This window comes from Actinoplanes sp. NBRC 101535 (assembly GCF_030269225.1).
Lineage (GTDB): Bacteria > Actinomycetota > Actinomycetes > Mycobacteriales > Micromonosporaceae > Actinoplanes > Actinoplanes rectilineatus.
In genome coordinates this window covers 34,141-48,604 of record NZ_BSSY01000006.1, presented here as the reverse complement: position 1 = coordinate 48,604, position 14,464 = coordinate 34,141, and the positions used below count along the sequence as shown (strand labels likewise).

Below are 14,464 nucleotides of genomic sequence, written 5' to 3'. Positions count from 1 at the left end.
GGCGGCGAGCCGAAGAACAGGGCGTAGCAAATCGGCTCACGGACGGGCCGGCTCGACCCCCTCAAGGAGGAACCAACTCATGGGTCTTCGTATCAACCAGAACATCGCCGCCCAGAACGCCTACCGGAACCTGTCGGTCACCGACAACCAGATGTCGAAGTCGCTGGAGAAGCTGTCCAGCGGTTACCGCATCAACCGGGCGGCGGACGACGCGGCCGGCCTCTCGATCTCCGAGGGCCTGCGTTCCCAGGTCGGCGGTCTCAAGGTCGCGGTTCGCAACTCGCAGGACGGCGTCAGCGTCTCGCAGACCGCTGAGGGTGCGCTCAACGAGGTCACCTCGATCCTGCAGCGTATGCGTGACCTGTCCGTGCAGACCGCATCCAGCGGCTCGAACGACTCGGACGCGGCCGCCGCGGCGAACAAGGAGATGACGCAGCTCAACGCGGAACTGGACCGGATCGGCAAGACCACGTCGTTCGGCAAGTCGAAGCTGCTCGACGGCACCTTCGGCAGCTCCCAGAAGTACACCGGCACCCAGGTCGCGAACACCGGCGGCGCGCCCACCATCGACGCTGCCGTCTCGACCGCGGGCACCACGTGGACCTTCGACCTCAACGAGGTCGGCGGCAAGGCGCTCACCACACCGATCACGGTCACGGTCCAGCCGGTCGCCTCGGGTGCGACGCCCGCCGACGTGGCGGCTCAGGTCAACAACGCCCTCGGCACCGCCCTGCGCAACAACGGTTACGAGGGCAACGAGGTCAGCATGGCCGCGTCGGTGAACGCGTCCGGCGACGCCACGTACAGCATGTACGGCGCCGGCAAGTTCCAGACCGCCGCGTCCGCGGGTCTCACGGCTCTGGGCATCGACGCCACCGTCGACACGACCATGACCGCGACCGGCGGCAACACCGGCCGGTTCCAGGTCGGCGCCAACGCCGGCGAGAAGATCAACATTCAGATCGGTGCGGTCGACGCCGGCACGCTCGGCACCAAGATGATCGACCTCTCCGTCGACCCGACCGCGGCCATCGGCATCCTGGACAGCGCCCTGCGCAACGTCTCGGACTCCCGGGCAGGTCTCGGTGCTGTGCAGAACCGGTTCGAGCACACCATCAACAACCTGAACGTCGCGGTGGAGAACCTGTCGGCGTCGGAGTCGCGTATCCGTGACACCGACATGGCGCAGGAGATGGTCCAGTTCACCCGGAACCAGATCCTGACCCAGGCCGGCACCTCCATGCTGTCGCAGGCCAACCAGTCCGCGCAGAACGTTCTGTCCCTGCTGCGCTAACCGAACTGCCACCCGGCAGTACTGAAACGCACGACGGAACAACCGAACAGAGGGGGTGACCGGCAACGGTCACCCCCGTTGTTTAGCGGCAACGTTGGAAGGCAGGAACCCGTGACAAGCTCTGTCGACGGACTCGTCAGCGGCCTCAGCACCTCCTCCATGATCACTTCGCTGATGCAGGTGGAGGCGGCTCCGCAGAACCGGCTCAAGTCCAAGGTCAAGACGGCGGAGACGACCGTCGCGTCGTACCAGTCGGTGAACAGCAAACTCAACTCCCTCAAGACCGCCGCCGACGACCTCGGCCAGCTGAGCACCTGGCGCGCGGTCAAGGCGAACTCCAGTTCCAGCACCGTCAAGGCCACCGCGACCGGCGGCACCAACTCGCTGTCCGGGTCCACCACGTTCGACGTGATCGCGCTGGCCAAGGCCCAGATCTCCACGGCGCAGGTGCCGGCCGGTGCGAACATCACCGACACCGGCACCATCCAGATCACCATCGGGAACAACGCACCCATCGACATCACCACCACCGACCAGACCCCGGCCGGTGTCGCCGCCGCGATCAACGGCACCAAGAACCTCGGCATCCGGGCCGGCGTGGTCACCACCGCCGACGGCAACAGCGTTCTGCAGCTCACCTCGACCAAGACCGGCACCGACAACGCCTTCACCGTCGCCGGCCTCAACACGGATCTCACCGACGTCGCCACCGCCTCCGACGCACGCCTGCGGGTCGGCGCGGTGGACGGCAACGGCGACCTGACGCCCGGCAGCTACGAGATGAAGAGCTCCTCGAACACGTTCACCGGGGTGATGTCCGGGGTCAGCGTGACCGTCTCGAAGCTGGAGACCGGGGTCACCATCGACGCGCAGAGCGACGTCGAGTCGATCGCCGCGAAGTTCCAGGCCATGGTGGACGCCGCCAACGCGACACTGACCGACGTCCGGGCGCAGACCGCGTACGACCCGTCGACCCGGATCGGCTCGCCGCTCACCGGTGACTTCATGGTCCGCCAGATCAGCCAGAACCTGCTCAGCGCGGTCAGCGGCGGACTGTCCTACGACAACCCGAAGTACGTCGCGCCCGCGGACGGCGGTTCCAGCGACACCACCGTCAACCCGCCGACGATCGCGTACGGCAGTCTCGCCCAGTTCGGCATCGCGCTGGACCGCACCGGCAAGCTGACCTTCGACGCGAGCAAGTTCGCCACCACGTACGCCGCCGACCCGGTCGCCGTCCAGGAGGCCGGCACCGCGCTCGCCGGGAAGTTCGAGACGATGGCCGGCGAGCAGTCGTCGACCGTCACGGCGGTCATCCTGGGCCGCAACAACGAGATCGACAACTTCAACACCCAGATCAACGACTGGGACGTGCGGCTCGCCGCCAAGAAGGAGGCGCTCCAGAAGACCTACGCCGACCTGGAGACCGCACTCGGCAAGCTGAAGAACCAGTCCTCCTGGCTGTCCGGACAGCTGGCCGGCTTGGGCTGACCGCCTCGCCCGGGGCCGGCGGCCGGGCACCTATGACCGAGGATCACGATGACTGCTCCGAATCTCCGTGACCGATACCTGCAGGACTCCATCAACACGGCCTCGCCCGCGAAACTGCTGCTGCTGCTCTACGACCGGTTGATCCTGGACATGGCCAAGGGCGAGGAGCACCTGCTGGCCGGTGACCGGGAGGACGCCAACGGCCGCCTGACACACGCGCAGGAGATCATCATCGAGCTGCGCACCAGCCTGGACATGGAGGCCTGGGACGGCGCACCCGGTCTGGCCAGCCTCTACGGTTTCGTACTGACCGAATTGATCGGCGCCAACATCGCCCGCGACCCGGCCCGGGTGGCGAACTGCCGGACCCTGATGGAGCCGTTGCGGGACGCGTGGCGTGAGGCGGCGTCGGCGACATGAGCACCACGACCGCGCATCAGGACCGGCAGGCGGCCTGGATCGCCGCGCTGGACGCGCTCGAGGCCGACGTCGCCGAGGCGGAGACGATGCTCGCCGACGAACGGCGACTCACCGAACCACCGCCGCCGTCGGACCTGTGGCGGCCGCCGGCCGCGATGGGCGCGCTACCACTCGACCTCAAACCGCGGGCCGACGCGATCCTCGACCGGCAACTGGCGGTGGCCGAGGAGATCGCCCGGCGGCTGGCCAGCAACCGGCAGCAGGCCGCGATGACCGCCCGCATCGAGACCGGCGAAGCGGTCAAACGGCCCGTCTACCTCGACCGCGCCATGTGAGACCGAAGACCGAAACATGTGACACCGAACGTCCCGGAACCCCCGAAGAGGGGGTACCGGGACGTTTTGCATGTGCGGGGCGCGGATGCCCTCAGTGAATCGCCCGAAAGGCCGATTTGCAGGGTACGAGCACGGATTGCTCACCGAATTGCCACGGATCGGCGACCTGACGGATCGAAAAGGGAGTCGCCTTGTTCGACGACCGATCGTCGACCGCTTTGCGTGTCGCACTGGCCGGACTGTCCGCCCGGCAGAACGAGATCTCCAACAACATCGCCAACGTCGACACCCCGGGTTTCAAGGCCCGGAAGGTCATGTTCGAGGAGTCGCTGCAAACCGCCGTCGCCCAGGGCGTCTCGCCCGCGCTGGCCACCCCGACCGTGCACCGGTCGCTGGAACCCACCCGGCTCAACGGCAACAACGTCAACCTCGACGAGGAGACGCTGTCGCACATCGACACGATGCTGCGGTACCAGCTCGCCATCCGGGCCCTGGACGGCAAGTACAGCACCCTGCGTGAAGCCATCAAGGGAGCCTGATCATGCCCATCTTCAACGCGATCGGCACGGCCACCACCGGCGTCACCGTGTACCGCAAGTGGCTGGACGCCGTCTCCGACAACATCGCGAACATGAACAACGTCTCCCGGACCGGCGACCAGGTGTTCCGGGCCCGGTACGTGCAGGCCCGCGAGGCGGCCGACGGCAACGGCGCCGAGGTGGCCGGCATCCAGTACGGCAACCCGGACGGCCTGCTCACGTACGACCCGACGAACCCGCTGGCCGACCCGGAGGGGTACGTCCGCCGGCCCGACGTCGACCTGGGCGCCCAGATGGCCCAGTTGATGATGGCCCAGCGCGCCTACCAGGCGAATCTTTCGGTGGTCGATCGCGCTCGGGACTCGTACACCGCTGCCATCAACCTCGGGAAGTGATCAGCGTGACCATGCCGATCAACGCCATCGGGGGTTTCGCCGGGATCACCGGCCTCAGCGGTTCCGGCACCCTCCTGGGTTCGCGGTGGATGCCGCCGATCCCGGACGCGGGCGACGACGACGAGCTCGCCACCACCGGCCCGAACGCCGAGTTCGCCAAGATGCTGGCCCGTGGCATCGCCCGGGTCAGTGAGGCGCAGACCACCGCGAACGACCTGGCCGTGAAGGTCGCCGACGGAACCCTCTCCGATCCTTCCCAGTACACGATCGCCGCCACCGAGGCGTCCCTCGCCCTGCAACTGGTCATCTCGTTGCGCAACAAGGGACTCGAGGCCTTCCAAGAGATCATGAGGATGCAGGCCTGATATGACCGACCGCCTTCCCGCGCCGGTACGCCGCGTCACCGACACGTTCAGGGCATTCACACCGGGCCAGAAGGCCGTCACGATCTTCGCTGTCCTCGCGCTGCTCGTCGGCGGTTACTTCTTCGCCGTGTGGGCCTCGAAGCCCTCGTACCAGATCCTCTTCAACAATCTGTCCGAGAAGGACGCTTCGGCGATCGTCGAGTCCCTGCAGGGCGCCGGCACCAAGTACGAGCTGGCCAACAACGGTCAGACCATCCTGGTGCCGCAGGACCAGGTCAACGAGCTGCGCCTGCAGCTGTCCGGCGAGGGCCTGCCCAACGACGAGGGCACCGGGTACGCCCTGCTGGACCAGCAGGGCATCACCACCAGTGACTTCATGCAGCACACGAACTACCAGCGGGCCCTGGAGGGTGAGCTGGCCAAGACGATCCGGTCGATCGACGGCGTCGAGGCGGCCACCGTGCACCTGGTGATCCCGCAGAAGGACGTGTTCTCCGACGACCAGAGCCAGCCGACCGCATCGGTGCTGGTGGCGTCCTCCAAGCCGAACGAGCAACTGGACAACGGGCACGTGCAGGCGATCGTGCACCTGGTCGCGGCCAGCGTCGAGGGCCTGAACCCGACGCACGTCACGGTGGCCGGCGCGGACGGCCGGGTGCTGTCCACCGGCGGCGGCGAGGCGGTCGGCGGCGGGGGTGGCGAGAACAGCACCGAGCAGCAGACGGTCGCCTTCCAGAACCGGATGAACGACGCCCTGCAGCGGATGCTGGACAACCTGGTCGGTCCCGGCCACTCCGCGGTGACCACCACCGCCGAGCTGGACTTCGACCAGACCGAGACGACGAGTGAGAACTACTCGGCCGACCCGGCGGTGCCGCCGCAGTCGGAGAGCGTCAGCACCGAGACGTACGCGGGCAGCGGCCTCACCGACGGCGGGGTGCTCGGACCGGACAACATCCAGGTGCCCAACGGCGCGGGTTCGACCGGTCAGTACGCGAACAAGAACGAGGTGCGCAACCGGCAGCTCAACAAGAGCGTCGAGAAGCGGATGAAGGCGCCGGGCGGCATCAACCAGCTGCACGTCTCGGTGCTGCTGGACAGCACCGTGGCGGGTGGGGTGAACGCCAACCAGGTGCAGGACCTGCTGAGCACGGCGGCCGGCATCGACCCGGCCCGGGGCGACAGCATCGCGGTCGCCGCCATGCCGTTCGACACCACCGCCGCCGAGGCCGCGAAGAGCTCTCTGGATGCCGCGATCGCCGCCGATAAGGCTGCCAAGCAGCGCACACTGATCCAGACCGCAGTACTGATCTTCGTCATCCTGGCGCTGATCTTCCTGGCCTGGCGGGCCAGCCGCCGCGCCAAGAAGCGGCAGCAGCTCACCGAGGAGGAACGCCTGCACCTCGAGGAGATGCAGGCCGCCCTGGAGGCACAGCGTCAGGCCGAGCTGGACATGAACGCCAACGCGAACATGCTCGAGGGCGCCGACTTCGAGGACCGCGACCGTGCGGCCCGCGAGGAACGCAACCGCGAGATCGATGCGATGGTCCGGGAGAAGCCGGAGGAGACCGCCGCCATGATCCGCAGTTGGCTCTCCGGCGACGCGGCGAACCGCTGATCGTCCGATGCAGACGCACAGGAGTCTTCCTTGAGCACACAGCAACTCTCCACGCTGTCGCTGACGGGTGCCCGCAAGGCCGCGATGATGCTGGTCCAGTTCGGCAAGGAGCAGTCGGCGCAGGTACTGGCCAACATGACGGAGAAGGAGGTCGAACTGCTCTCCGCGGAGGTCGCGCGGCTGGGCAAGCTCGACCCCCTGCAGGTCGACGACGTCATGGACGAGTTCTACGTGATGGCCACCACCCGCTACGCCGGGGCCGGTGGCATGGACTACGCCCGGGATCTGCTGGAGGCGTCGCTCGGCAAGGAACGGGCGGCGATGATCCTGGATCGGCTGGAGGCATCGTTGAACGACATCCCGTTCAACTTCCTCAGCCACGCCGACCCGCGGCAGCTGCTCTCCTACGTCCAGTACGAGCATCCGCAGACGATCGCGCTGGTGCTGGCACACATCCCGTCGGCACTGGCGTCGTCGATCCTGGCCGGCCTGCCGCTGGAGGTGCAGACCGAGGTCGCGCACCGGATCGCGATCATGGATCGCACCTCGCCGGACGTGATCCGGCAGGTGGAGACAGCGTTGCAGCGCAAGCTCTCCACCGTGCTGCAGCCGGACGAGCTGTCCACCGTCGGCGGCCTCCAGCCGCTCGTCGAGATCATCAACCGCGCGGACCGCACCACCGAGCGCCTGATCCTGGAGGCTCTGGACGCCCGCAGTCCGGAGATAGCCGAGGAGATCCGGCGCCGGATGTTCATGTTCGAGGACGTGGTGAACCTGGAGGACCGGGCGGTGCAGCTGGTGCTGCGCCAGGTGGAGCCGGCCGACCTGGCCACCGCGCTCAAGGGTGTGCCCGAGGCGGTGCGCGAGAAGGTCACCAAGAACCTCTCCGAGCGCGGCCGGGAGAACCTGCTCGAGGAGATCGACCTGCTCGGCCCGGTCAAGGTCAAGATGGTCGAGGAGGCACAGGCCAAGATCGTCAGTGTCATCCGTACGCTCGAGGACTCCGGCCAGATCGAGATCCAGCGCAGCAGTGAAGCCGATGAGATCATCCAGTGACGGACCGGTGATCCGCGGTGCGGGGGCGGCCGAGGCCACCCCCGCACGGTTCGGCGCCAACCTGCGCCAGGGACCACCGGGCACCGCCGACGTCTCGGCGATGGAACAGGCCCGGCTGGAGGCCCGGGCCACCGGTTACGCCGAGGGGTGGGCGCAGGGCCGGCGGGACGTCGCGGCGGCGACCGCGGCGGACACCAACCGGGCGCAGGCCGCCGAGCAGGCGTACGAGGAACAGCGGCGGCACGCCATCTCGCAGGCGGTGAACGCTCTCGGCCGCGCCGTGACCGACCTGGAGAACCAGCTCACGCCGACCTTCACCGAACTGCAGGAAGTGATCCTGGCCAGCGCGTTCGACCTGGCCGAGGCGATCGTCGGCGGCACGATGCGCGACGACCCGGAACGCGGGCTGACCGCGATGCGCCGGGCGGTCAGCGCGGCCCCCGAGAACGGCGGCGTCACGGTGAGCCTGCACCCGGACGACTTCCACACCCTGGTGGGCGAGAAGGGCAGCGCCGAGTTCGAGTTCGAGGGGCGCCGGATCAGCCTGCGGCCCGACAGGAATCTGCGGCCCGGGGACGCGGTCGCCGAGACCGGCACCTCCTCCGTCGACGCCACCATGGCGTCGGCGGTGGCCCGGGTCCGCGAGGCGTTGCGTCTGTAGCGGACGCCGAGGGGATGGCACGGATGACCGACGTCTTTCAGCAACGGCTGCAGGCCGCGATGGCTGCGGCCCGGCCGTCGGTCAGCGGCCGGGTGACCGGCGCCGTCGGCCTGCGCGTGACGGTCAGCGGGATCGAGGCGAACGTCGGTGACCTGGTGCGCATCGGTGAGGGCCGGGACATGATGCTCGCCGAGGTGGCCGCGCTCGACGGCGAGAAGCTGTCCTGCCTGCCACTCGGCCCGATCGCCGGGATCGGCGCCGGGACGCCCGCGGTGAACACCGGCGGGCCGTTGCGGGTCGCGGTCGGCCCGGACCTGCGCGGCCGGATCCTGGACGGCCTGGGCCGCCCGATGGACGGTGGCCCTCCGCTGCGCGGCGACCTGGTCGGCATCGACGCCGCCGCGCCCTCGGCGATGGAGCGCCAGCTGGTCGACGCCCCGATCTCCTTGGGGGTACGCGTCCTGGACACGCTCGTCCCGTGCGGGCGGGGTCAGCGGATCGGCATCTTCGCGGGTTCCGGGGTGGGCAAGTCGACGCTGATGAGCATGATCACCCGGAACACCTCGGCGGAGCTGAACGTGGTGGCCCTGGTCGGCGAGCGGGGCCGCGAGGTCCGCGAGTTCATCGAGCACGACCTGGGACCGGAGGGGCTGGCCCGCTCGGTCGTGGTGATCGCCACCTCGGACGCCCCGCCGCTGGTCCGGCTGCGGGCGGGAGCGGTCGCCACCCGGATCGCCGAGTACTACCGCGACGAGGGCGCCGACGTTCTGTTGATGATGGACAGTGTGACCCGCGCGGCGATGGCCCAGCGCGAGGTCGGCCTCTCGGTCGGCGAACCACCGGCCACCCGCGGCTATCCGCCGTCGGTCTTCGCCATGCTCGCCTCCCTGCTGGAACGGGCCGGGCCGGGTGCCCGGGGCAGCATCACCGGGCTGTACACGGTGCTGGTCGAGGGCGACGACCACAACGAGCCGATCGCCGACGCGGCCCGGTCGATCCTGGACGGTCACATCGTGCTGGACCGGAAACTGGCCACCGCCGGGCATTTCCCGAGCATCCAGGCGTTGGACTCGATCTCCCGGGTGGCCACCAAGATCACCAGTAGGGATCAGCGGGCCGACGCCACCGAGCTGCGCCGGCTGCTGGCCGCGCACCGGGAGGTCCGCGAACTGGTGGAGATCGGCGCCTACGTGCACGGGACCAATCCGGACGCCGACCGGGCCAACGCCGCCTGGGACCGGATCAGCGCGTTCCTGCGTCAGGACCTCGACGACCGCACCACCGCACCACAGGCCTGGAACGACCTGCGGGAACTCCTGGCGAGCACATAGGACTCGCCGTGTCGATCAACCAGGGCCACGGCGCGGTCCAGGGTGATCGACATGACGAGCCCGGACGCAGCACCACGGGACCCGGGAATGCCTCACGACGAGCCACGGGCATGGGTGGGCGTACATCCGAAAAAGCGCGACCGGCGCACCCGGCCGGACCACCCACTTGTTCGGTTGCATTCGCTCAGAGGCCGCCCATGCGGGCCGAAGCGGGTGAAGGAGGGCCTGACGGCCCTGGTTGGAGGACTCCGTTGAATCGTCTCTTCAAACTCGGACCCGTTCTGCGCGCCCGCAAGGCGCAGGAGGACGCCGCCCGCGGCGCGGTGCTCCAGTCGCAAGCCGAGATCCGGGAAGCCCAGGCCCTGGTCAAACGCCGGCACATGGATCTCGTCGGCGCCGACGCGCCGACCGAGGGGACCGCCCGCGCGATGGTCGCCGCCCTGGTGGCGCGCCAGTCCCTCGCGGCCGGACTGTTCGGGGCCCAGCGCATGGTCGCCGACGCCGAAGAGGTGGAACGGGAACGGGTCGCGGCCCTCACCGACGCCGCCAAACGCCGCCGGGCCGTCGAGATGATGGCCGAACGGCACGCCGCCATGGTCCGGGCCCACGACCTGCACACCGACCAGGCGAACCTGGACGAACTGGCCGTGACCGCCAAGGCGCGGCGATCCGCCGGCGGTGGCGCACCCGTCGGCTCCTCCATCGGACAACGGGAAGGCGAACGATGATGCTGGGAGTCGGTGGGGTCCTGTCCCGGGTCTCCGAGTTGCGGGACCATCTGGGCTTCGACCAGGCGCCGGTGGCCGCCACGGCCCCGGCCGGATCGGACTTCGCCACGGTCCTCGCCCGGGCCTCCGCCGCGGACCCGGCCCGCGCGGCTGCCCCGGCCTCCCCCGCCGGACCGGTGGCCTTCTCCGGCGTGCCGATGGCCGCCCGGCAGGCGCTCAAGGAGGCACCGCCGCCGGTGGCTGCGCCCCGCTCGGCCGCGCTGGTCTCGCCCTACGCCGAAATCTTCCAGACGGTCGGCATGCGGTACGACGTCCCGCCCCGCCTGCTGGCCGCGGTGGCGAAGGTCGAGTCCGATTTCAATCCTGGAGCCGTGAGCTCGTCCGGTGCGCAGGGGCTGATGCAGCTGATGCCGTCGACGGCCCGCGGCCTCGGCGTGCGCGACCCGTTCGACCCGGCCCAGGCGGTGGACGGCGCGGCCCGGCTGCTGCGGCAGCACATGCGCGAGTTCGGATCGGTCGAGCTGGCCCTGGCCGCCTACAACGCGGGCGCCGGAGCGGTCCGTCGCCACGACGGCATCCCGCCGTACGCGCAGACCCAGGCCTACGTCCCGAAGGTGCAGAAGGCCCTGGCCGCGCTCGGCGGCTGAGGGGTGAACCGGTGAGTCAGCGAGTTCTCGGTGGGGGAAGCTTCATGAGCATGCCGCATTCCGTGACCGGTCCCGATCGCCGGACGGTGGCCGAGAGCCATCGCCGGACCGGCGGGCGGGGCGACGAGGGGGATTTCGTCGACGCGCTGTCGGCGGAGCTGAGCCGGCCGGGAGGTGACACGGCGGGCGGTGGCCGGAACGGATCCTGGTCGGCGCGGGCCACGGCGTCGGGGGCGGCGGCACGGTCGGCCCTGAACCGCAGACTTGTGGACAGGGCTGTGGACGAACGGGCCGCGGAGCGGATGGCCGGGGATCAGGTGGTCGCCCGGCGGGCGATGCGGGATCGCGCGGCCTCCGCATCCGCCGCCTCCTCCTCCGCAGCCCGGGCGGCGGCGTCCCGCGCGGCCGGGGAGCGCACGGCCGCGGACCGGACGGCGGCGAACCGGACCGCCGACCGCACCGCGGACCGGGTGTCCGAGCAGCGTTCGTCCGCCACACGCAACACCGGCCGGAACGCCGCCACCGACGAGGTCCGCGAGGATCGTGAGGACCGCGCGAACGTTCGTGATGTTCGTCGTCAGAGCACGCGGACCGCCGCTCCCGAGGTCGTCGAGGACACCACCCCGGCGGACGACCGGGACCCCGTCGCCGCACCCGAGGAGCCCACCGCGGAGACTCCGGTGACCAGGACGGATGTCCTGACCACCGGCCTGCTGACCGCCCTGACCGTGGCGATGAACGCCACCCCGGCCGCCCGCTCGGCACCCACCGCCGACACCGCACCGGCCCCGGAGACCGCACCCGCCGAGGGGGTGGCCGCCGTCGTACCGGCCCCGGTGCTCACCGCCCCGGCCACGACCGAACCCGGCACCGGGACGCGATCGGAGACCCCCGCCGCTGCCGAGGATCCGGAACCCGCCCGGCCACCGGTCGACCCCGAAACCGTGACAGCCCCGGCCGCCGAGCCTGCGGACACCACCCCGCCGGACCCCGGGGTCCCCGCGGAACCCCGCGCGCCGCGACCGGAACAGATCACCGCACAGGCCCGCCCGGAGCAGCCCGCGCCGGTACCCGCCCGATCGCTGGGTGACGCCACCGCCACCGCGGCGGTGAGCAACGCCGCCCTGACCGGCACCGGTACCGGCACCCCGGCGACCACGGCCGCGACCACCGCGACCGCCCCGGAGCAGAACACCACCACGGCCCCCGAGCCGGCCCTCGCCGCTCCCGCCGCACCGTCCGGCAGCGGCGACGGCGGACAGCACACCGGGGCGGGGACCGGCGACGGCAGCGGCGGCGACGGCCGCCGGTTCCAGGAACCCACCGAGCACGTGCCGGCGGGCATGCCGCCCGCCCCGGCCTTCACCCCGGCCAACGACTCCGCCACGCCGCTCGCCGGTCTGCCCCCGTCCGCGCTGGCCACCGTTCCCGGCGCGCCGGCGCCGATGTCCGGCGGGTCCACCGCGCCGGTCGCCGACGCCGCGCCGGCCCCGCCACCGGCACCCACCCCACCGACACCCGCCGCCGTCCAGGTGGCCATGCGGATCGCCCCGCTACGGCTGGAGGCGGACGGCGTGCACCGGCTCACCGTGCAGTTGCACCCGGCCGATCTGGGACCGGTCCAGGTGGTCGCGGAGATCCGCAACGGGGACATCAGCGTGCTGCTCAGCGGCGCCACCGACGCCGGCGCGGACGCGCTCCGCTCGTCCCTGGACGACCTGCGGCGCGAGCTGCGCGACTCCGGCTTCGACAACTGCTCGCTCGACCTGCGGCAGGGCAACTCCCAGCAGGAACGGCAACAGCAGCAGCGGGAACAGCTCGCCGAGGCGTTCGCCCCGGCCCGCTACCGCGACTTCTCCCTCGCGGACGCGGAGGCCGAACCCCCTACCGTGACCGTTCCGGTGCCGCCCCGGCGGCCGGTGTCGACCGGGCGCCTGGACGTGGATGCGTGAAGGCGGGAACCGCCGGGCCTTGCGGCCCGGCGGCTCCCGCCGACGTGGTACGGATCAGAACTCAGGGGGTGTTCTCCGGGCCCGCCCCGATCGGCCGGCCCTGGGCACGCTTCTCGGCCGCGTCCTTGTACCCGGAGAACACATAGCGCAGCCCGGCGAGCAGCACCGCGGCGATCGGCACCGCGATGACGAACCGGAGCAGCACCTGCACGATGTCGACCTCGTCCCGGATCAGCCGATACCAGGCCGGGGCACTCATCAGCAGCGCGAAGAGCAGAACCGACGGTCTGATCATCGGCTCAGCGGCGCCCGCCGCGGGTCAGCCGGCGCGGCACGGTCGCCGGCATCACCTCCGCGGCGATGCGGGCGCACAGCATCGCGGCCCAGGCGTGCGGGGTGGCCGGTTTGCCGTCCAGCGAGAAGATCGGCACGTCCAGGCCGAGCACCGACGCCGGGTCCCCGGTCAGCTCCACGGCGTGCACCACCAGCGCCTCCACGTCGCCGAGGCTGCGCAGGTAGCGGGCGGTGTCCGCGGTCTTGCGGGTGGCGTCGACGACGGCCCAGAGCGCGGTGACGCCGAGCGCGTCGCACATGTCGTTGACCCAGAACGGGTCGGTGCCGCCGACCGGCGCGTCGATCACGATCACCGACGGGTGGTCGGAGCTCTGCAGCTTCTCGGCCCGGGACTCGGCGGCGCCCGGACTGGAGATCAGCCGGGACGAGTGCAGTCCGGTACCGGCCGTGGACGGCGCGGCCAGCAGCAGATGGGTCTGGTCGATATGGATCTGTTCGAGCAGGTGCTTCGCGATCGGGACGGCGGTGTGCACCTCGCCGGCCAGCACCAGGATCTCGCCGGGTGCGTCCGGGATGCCGGGTGCGGCGGGCCGGGACGCGAGGACGCTCAGCACGCCCGCGTACGTGTCCCCGCCAGTGATCTTGCGAGCGAGTTCCTCGGGCATCCCGACCAGCATCAGGTTCCGCTGCACCGGGTCCAGCTCCGCCGGGCGGGGCCGTTCCACGATCACCGCGGGCGGAGCCGGCGCGGGCGGTGCCACGGGGGCCGGGGCGGGCGCGGGCGCCGCGGCAGGTGCGGGTGCCGCGGCGGCCGGCGCCGGTGACACCGGGACGGGGGCGGCCGGCGGCTTGGGCGGTGCGACGGGAGCCGGGGCGGCGGGCCGCGGCGGGGTGGCCGGCATCCGGGAGGCCAGGATCGACTCCCGGGCCTCCTGCGCCTCCCGTTCCCGGACCGCCAGGCGCTCCTGGAAGCTGGGCATGGTGGGCAGCGCGGCGGGCAGGCCGGGACGCTGCACCGTGTTGATCGGCACGCCCCCCGCGGCGGCCGGCCGGAAGGGCCGCACCGTGGGGGTGTCCCCGTTCGGTTTGACGCCGTTCGGCAGCGACTTGGCCGGCACGCGCCCGCCGTTGAGGTGACTGGCCACGTCGAGCCCGGCCATCAGCTCGGCGAACGCCGCACCGGTGTTCTCGGCACCGGCCTCCCGTGATTCCCGGGCCCCGCCCGGCGGTCCTTCCGTGGTCGTCACCCGGTCCTGGGCCTCGGCCTTCTCCAGCAGCCGGTCCAGGTGGTCGTGTGTGCCGTTGTCGGCGACGGTCTGTTGAGCCATGTCGATAACG

The 14,464-nt window shown here is 70.9% G+C and carries 16 protein-coding genes; 14 read left to right on the top strand and 2 right to left on the bottom strand.

The genetic code is table 11. The features are described from left to right. The first annotated feature begins 79 nt into the window (after positions 1–79). The 14 genes from QSK32_RS17965 to QSK32_RS17900 all read left to right on the top strand — a co-directional run bounded on the left by QSK32_RS17965 (position 80) and on the right by QSK32_RS17900 (position 12,832). Positions 80–1,294, top strand: coding sequence for a flagellin N-terminal helical domain-containing protein (locus tag QSK32_RS17965; RefSeq protein WP_045740149.1), 1,215 nt, complete (start codon positions 80–82; stop codon positions 1,292–1,294). Between the two features lie 111 nt (positions 1,295–1,405). Then, positions 1,406–2,785 carry a flagellar filament capping protein FliD gene (fliD, locus tag QSK32_RS17960; RefSeq protein ID WP_045740150.1) on the top strand — a complete coding sequence of 460 codons (1,380 nt, stop codon included), beginning with the start codon at positions 1,406–1,408 and terminating at the stop codon, positions 2,783–2,785. Positions 2,786–2,833: 48 nt separating this feature from the next. Further along, a complete protein-coding gene (fliS, locus tag QSK32_RS17955) occupies positions 2,834–3,205 on the top strand; it encodes a flagellar export chaperone FliS (protein ID WP_045740151.1) in 372 nt (123 codons plus the stop codon). Further along, the gene (locus tag QSK32_RS17950; protein WP_045740152.1) at positions 3,202–3,540 is read left to right on the top strand and encodes a hypothetical protein; all 339 of its coding nucleotides are present in this window, start codon (positions 3,202–3,204) and stop codon (positions 3,538–3,540) included. The genes fliS and QSK32_RS17950 overlap by 4 nt, the downstream gene beginning before the upstream one ends. Before the next feature lie 191 nt (positions 3,541–3,731). Beyond that, a complete protein-coding gene (gene flgB / locus QSK32_RS17945) occupies positions 3,732–4,079 on the top strand; it encodes a flagellar basal body rod protein FlgB (protein WP_045740153.1) in 348 nt (115 codons plus the stop codon). Between the two features lie 2 nt (positions 4,080–4,081). Continuing rightward, positions 4,082–4,474, top strand: a complete 393-nt coding sequence (locus tag QSK32_RS17940; RefSeq protein WP_045740154.1) for a flagellar basal body rod protein FlgC — start codon at positions 4,082–4,084, stop codon at positions 4,472–4,474. Continuing rightward, on the top strand, positions 4,471–4,839 hold the full coding sequence (gene fliE / locus QSK32_RS17935; RefSeq protein WP_245673802.1) for a flagellar hook-basal body complex protein FliE: 369 nt from the start codon (positions 4,471–4,473) through the stop codon (positions 4,837–4,839). The genes QSK32_RS17940 and fliE overlap by 4 nt, the downstream gene beginning before the upstream one ends. A 1-nt stretch (position 4,840) precedes the next feature. After that, the gene (gene fliF, locus QSK32_RS17930; RefSeq protein WP_045740155.1) at positions 4,841–6,457 is read left to right on the top strand and encodes a flagellar basal-body MS-ring/collar protein FliF; all 1,617 of its coding nucleotides are present in this window, start codon (positions 4,841–4,843) and stop codon (positions 6,455–6,457) included. A gap of 30 nt (positions 6,458–6,487) precedes the next feature. After that, positions 6,488–7,513, top strand: coding sequence for a flagellar motor switch protein FliG (fliG, locus tag QSK32_RS17925; protein WP_045740156.1), 1,026 nt, complete (start codon positions 6,488–6,490; stop codon positions 7,511–7,513). After that, a complete protein-coding gene (locus tag QSK32_RS17920; RefSeq protein WP_245673803.1) occupies positions 7,497–8,174 on the top strand; it encodes a FliH/SctL family protein in 678 nt (225 codons plus the stop codon). Before fliG ends, QSK32_RS17920 begins: the two co-directional genes overlap by 17 nt. A gap of 23 nt (positions 8,175–8,197) precedes the next feature. After that, complete coding sequence (locus tag QSK32_RS17915; RefSeq protein WP_045740158.1) at positions 8,198–9,505, top strand: FliI/YscN family ATPase; 1,308 nt, start codon at positions 8,198–8,200, stop codon at positions 9,503–9,505. Between the two features lie 251 nt (positions 9,506–9,756). After that, complete coding sequence (locus QSK32_RS17910; RefSeq protein ID WP_045740159.1) at positions 9,757–10,233, top strand: flagellar FliJ family protein; 477 nt, start codon at positions 9,757–9,759, stop codon at positions 10,231–10,233. Further along, positions 10,230–10,880 carry a lytic transglycosylase domain-containing protein gene (locus QSK32_RS17905; protein WP_083448756.1) on the top strand — a complete coding sequence of 217 codons (651 nt, stop codon included), beginning with the start codon at positions 10,230–10,232 and terminating at the stop codon, positions 10,878–10,880. The genes QSK32_RS17910 and QSK32_RS17905 overlap by 4 nt, the downstream gene beginning before the upstream one ends. 44 nt (positions 10,881–10,924) lie before the next feature. Beyond that, entirely contained in the window at positions 10,925–12,832 is a 1,908-nt protein-coding gene (locus tag QSK32_RS17900) for a flagellar hook-length control protein FliK (RefSeq protein WP_285472588.1), read from the top strand. 61 nt (positions 12,833–12,893) lie between these two features. Here QSK32_RS17900 and QSK32_RS17895 read toward each other — a convergent pair whose 3' ends face one another. Continuing rightward, positions 12,894–13,127 (bottom strand): hypothetical protein, encoded by a 234-nt coding sequence (locus tag QSK32_RS17895; RefSeq protein WP_045740161.1) that lies wholly within the window; start codon positions 13,125–13,127, stop codon positions 12,894–12,896. A 4-nt stretch (positions 13,128–13,131) separates the two neighbouring features. Further along, the gene (locus QSK32_RS17890; RefSeq protein ID WP_285472587.1) at positions 13,132–14,454 is read right to left on the bottom strand and encodes a hypothetical protein; all 1,323 of its coding nucleotides are present in this window, start codon (positions 14,452–14,454) and stop codon (positions 13,132–13,134) included. Positions 14,455–14,464 lie beyond the last annotated feature (10 nt).

Bases quoted from the DNA above. Each gene is read 5' to 3' on its own strand.
- QSK32_RS17950 (WP_045740152.1), top strand. From the start codon at position 3,202: ATGAGCACCACGACCGCGCATCAGGACCGGCAGGCGGCCTGGATCGCC.
- QSK32_RS17915 (WP_045740158.1), top strand. From the start codon at position 8,198: ATGACCGACGTCTTTCAGCAACGGCTGCAGGCCGCGATGGCTGCGGCC.
- QSK32_RS17920 (WP_245673803.1), top strand. From the start codon at position 7,497: ATGAGATCATCCAGTGACGGACCGGTGATCCGCGGTGCGGGGGCGGCC.
- QSK32_RS17895 (WP_045740161.1), bottom strand. From the start codon at position 13,127: ATGATCAGACCGTCGGTTCTGCTCTTCGCGCTGCTGATGAGTGCCCCG.
- fliF (WP_045740155.1), top strand. From the start codon at position 4,841: ATGACCGACCGCCTTCCCGCGCCGGTACGCCGCGTCACCGACACGTTC.
- QSK32_RS17965 (WP_045740149.1), top strand. From the start codon at position 80: ATGGGTCTTCGTATCAACCAGAACATCGCCGCCCAGAACGCCTACCGG.
- QSK32_RS17890 (WP_285472587.1), bottom strand. From the start codon at position 14,454: ATGGCTCAACAGACCGTCGCCGACAACGGCACACACGACCACCTGGAC.
- QSK32_RS17940 (WP_045740154.1), top strand. From the start codon at position 4,082: ATGCCCATCTTCAACGCGATCGGCACGGCCACCACCGGCGTCACCGTG.
- fliS (WP_045740151.1), top strand. From the start codon at position 2,834: ATGACTGCTCCGAATCTCCGTGACCGATACCTGCAGGACTCCATCAAC.
- QSK32_RS17900 (WP_285472588.1), top strand. From the start codon at position 10,925: ATGAGCATGCCGCATTCCGTGACCGGTCCCGATCGCCGGACGGTGGCC.
- QSK32_RS17905 (WP_083448756.1), top strand. From the start codon at position 10,230: ATGATGCTGGGAGTCGGTGGGGTCCTGTCCCGGGTCTCCGAGTTGCGG.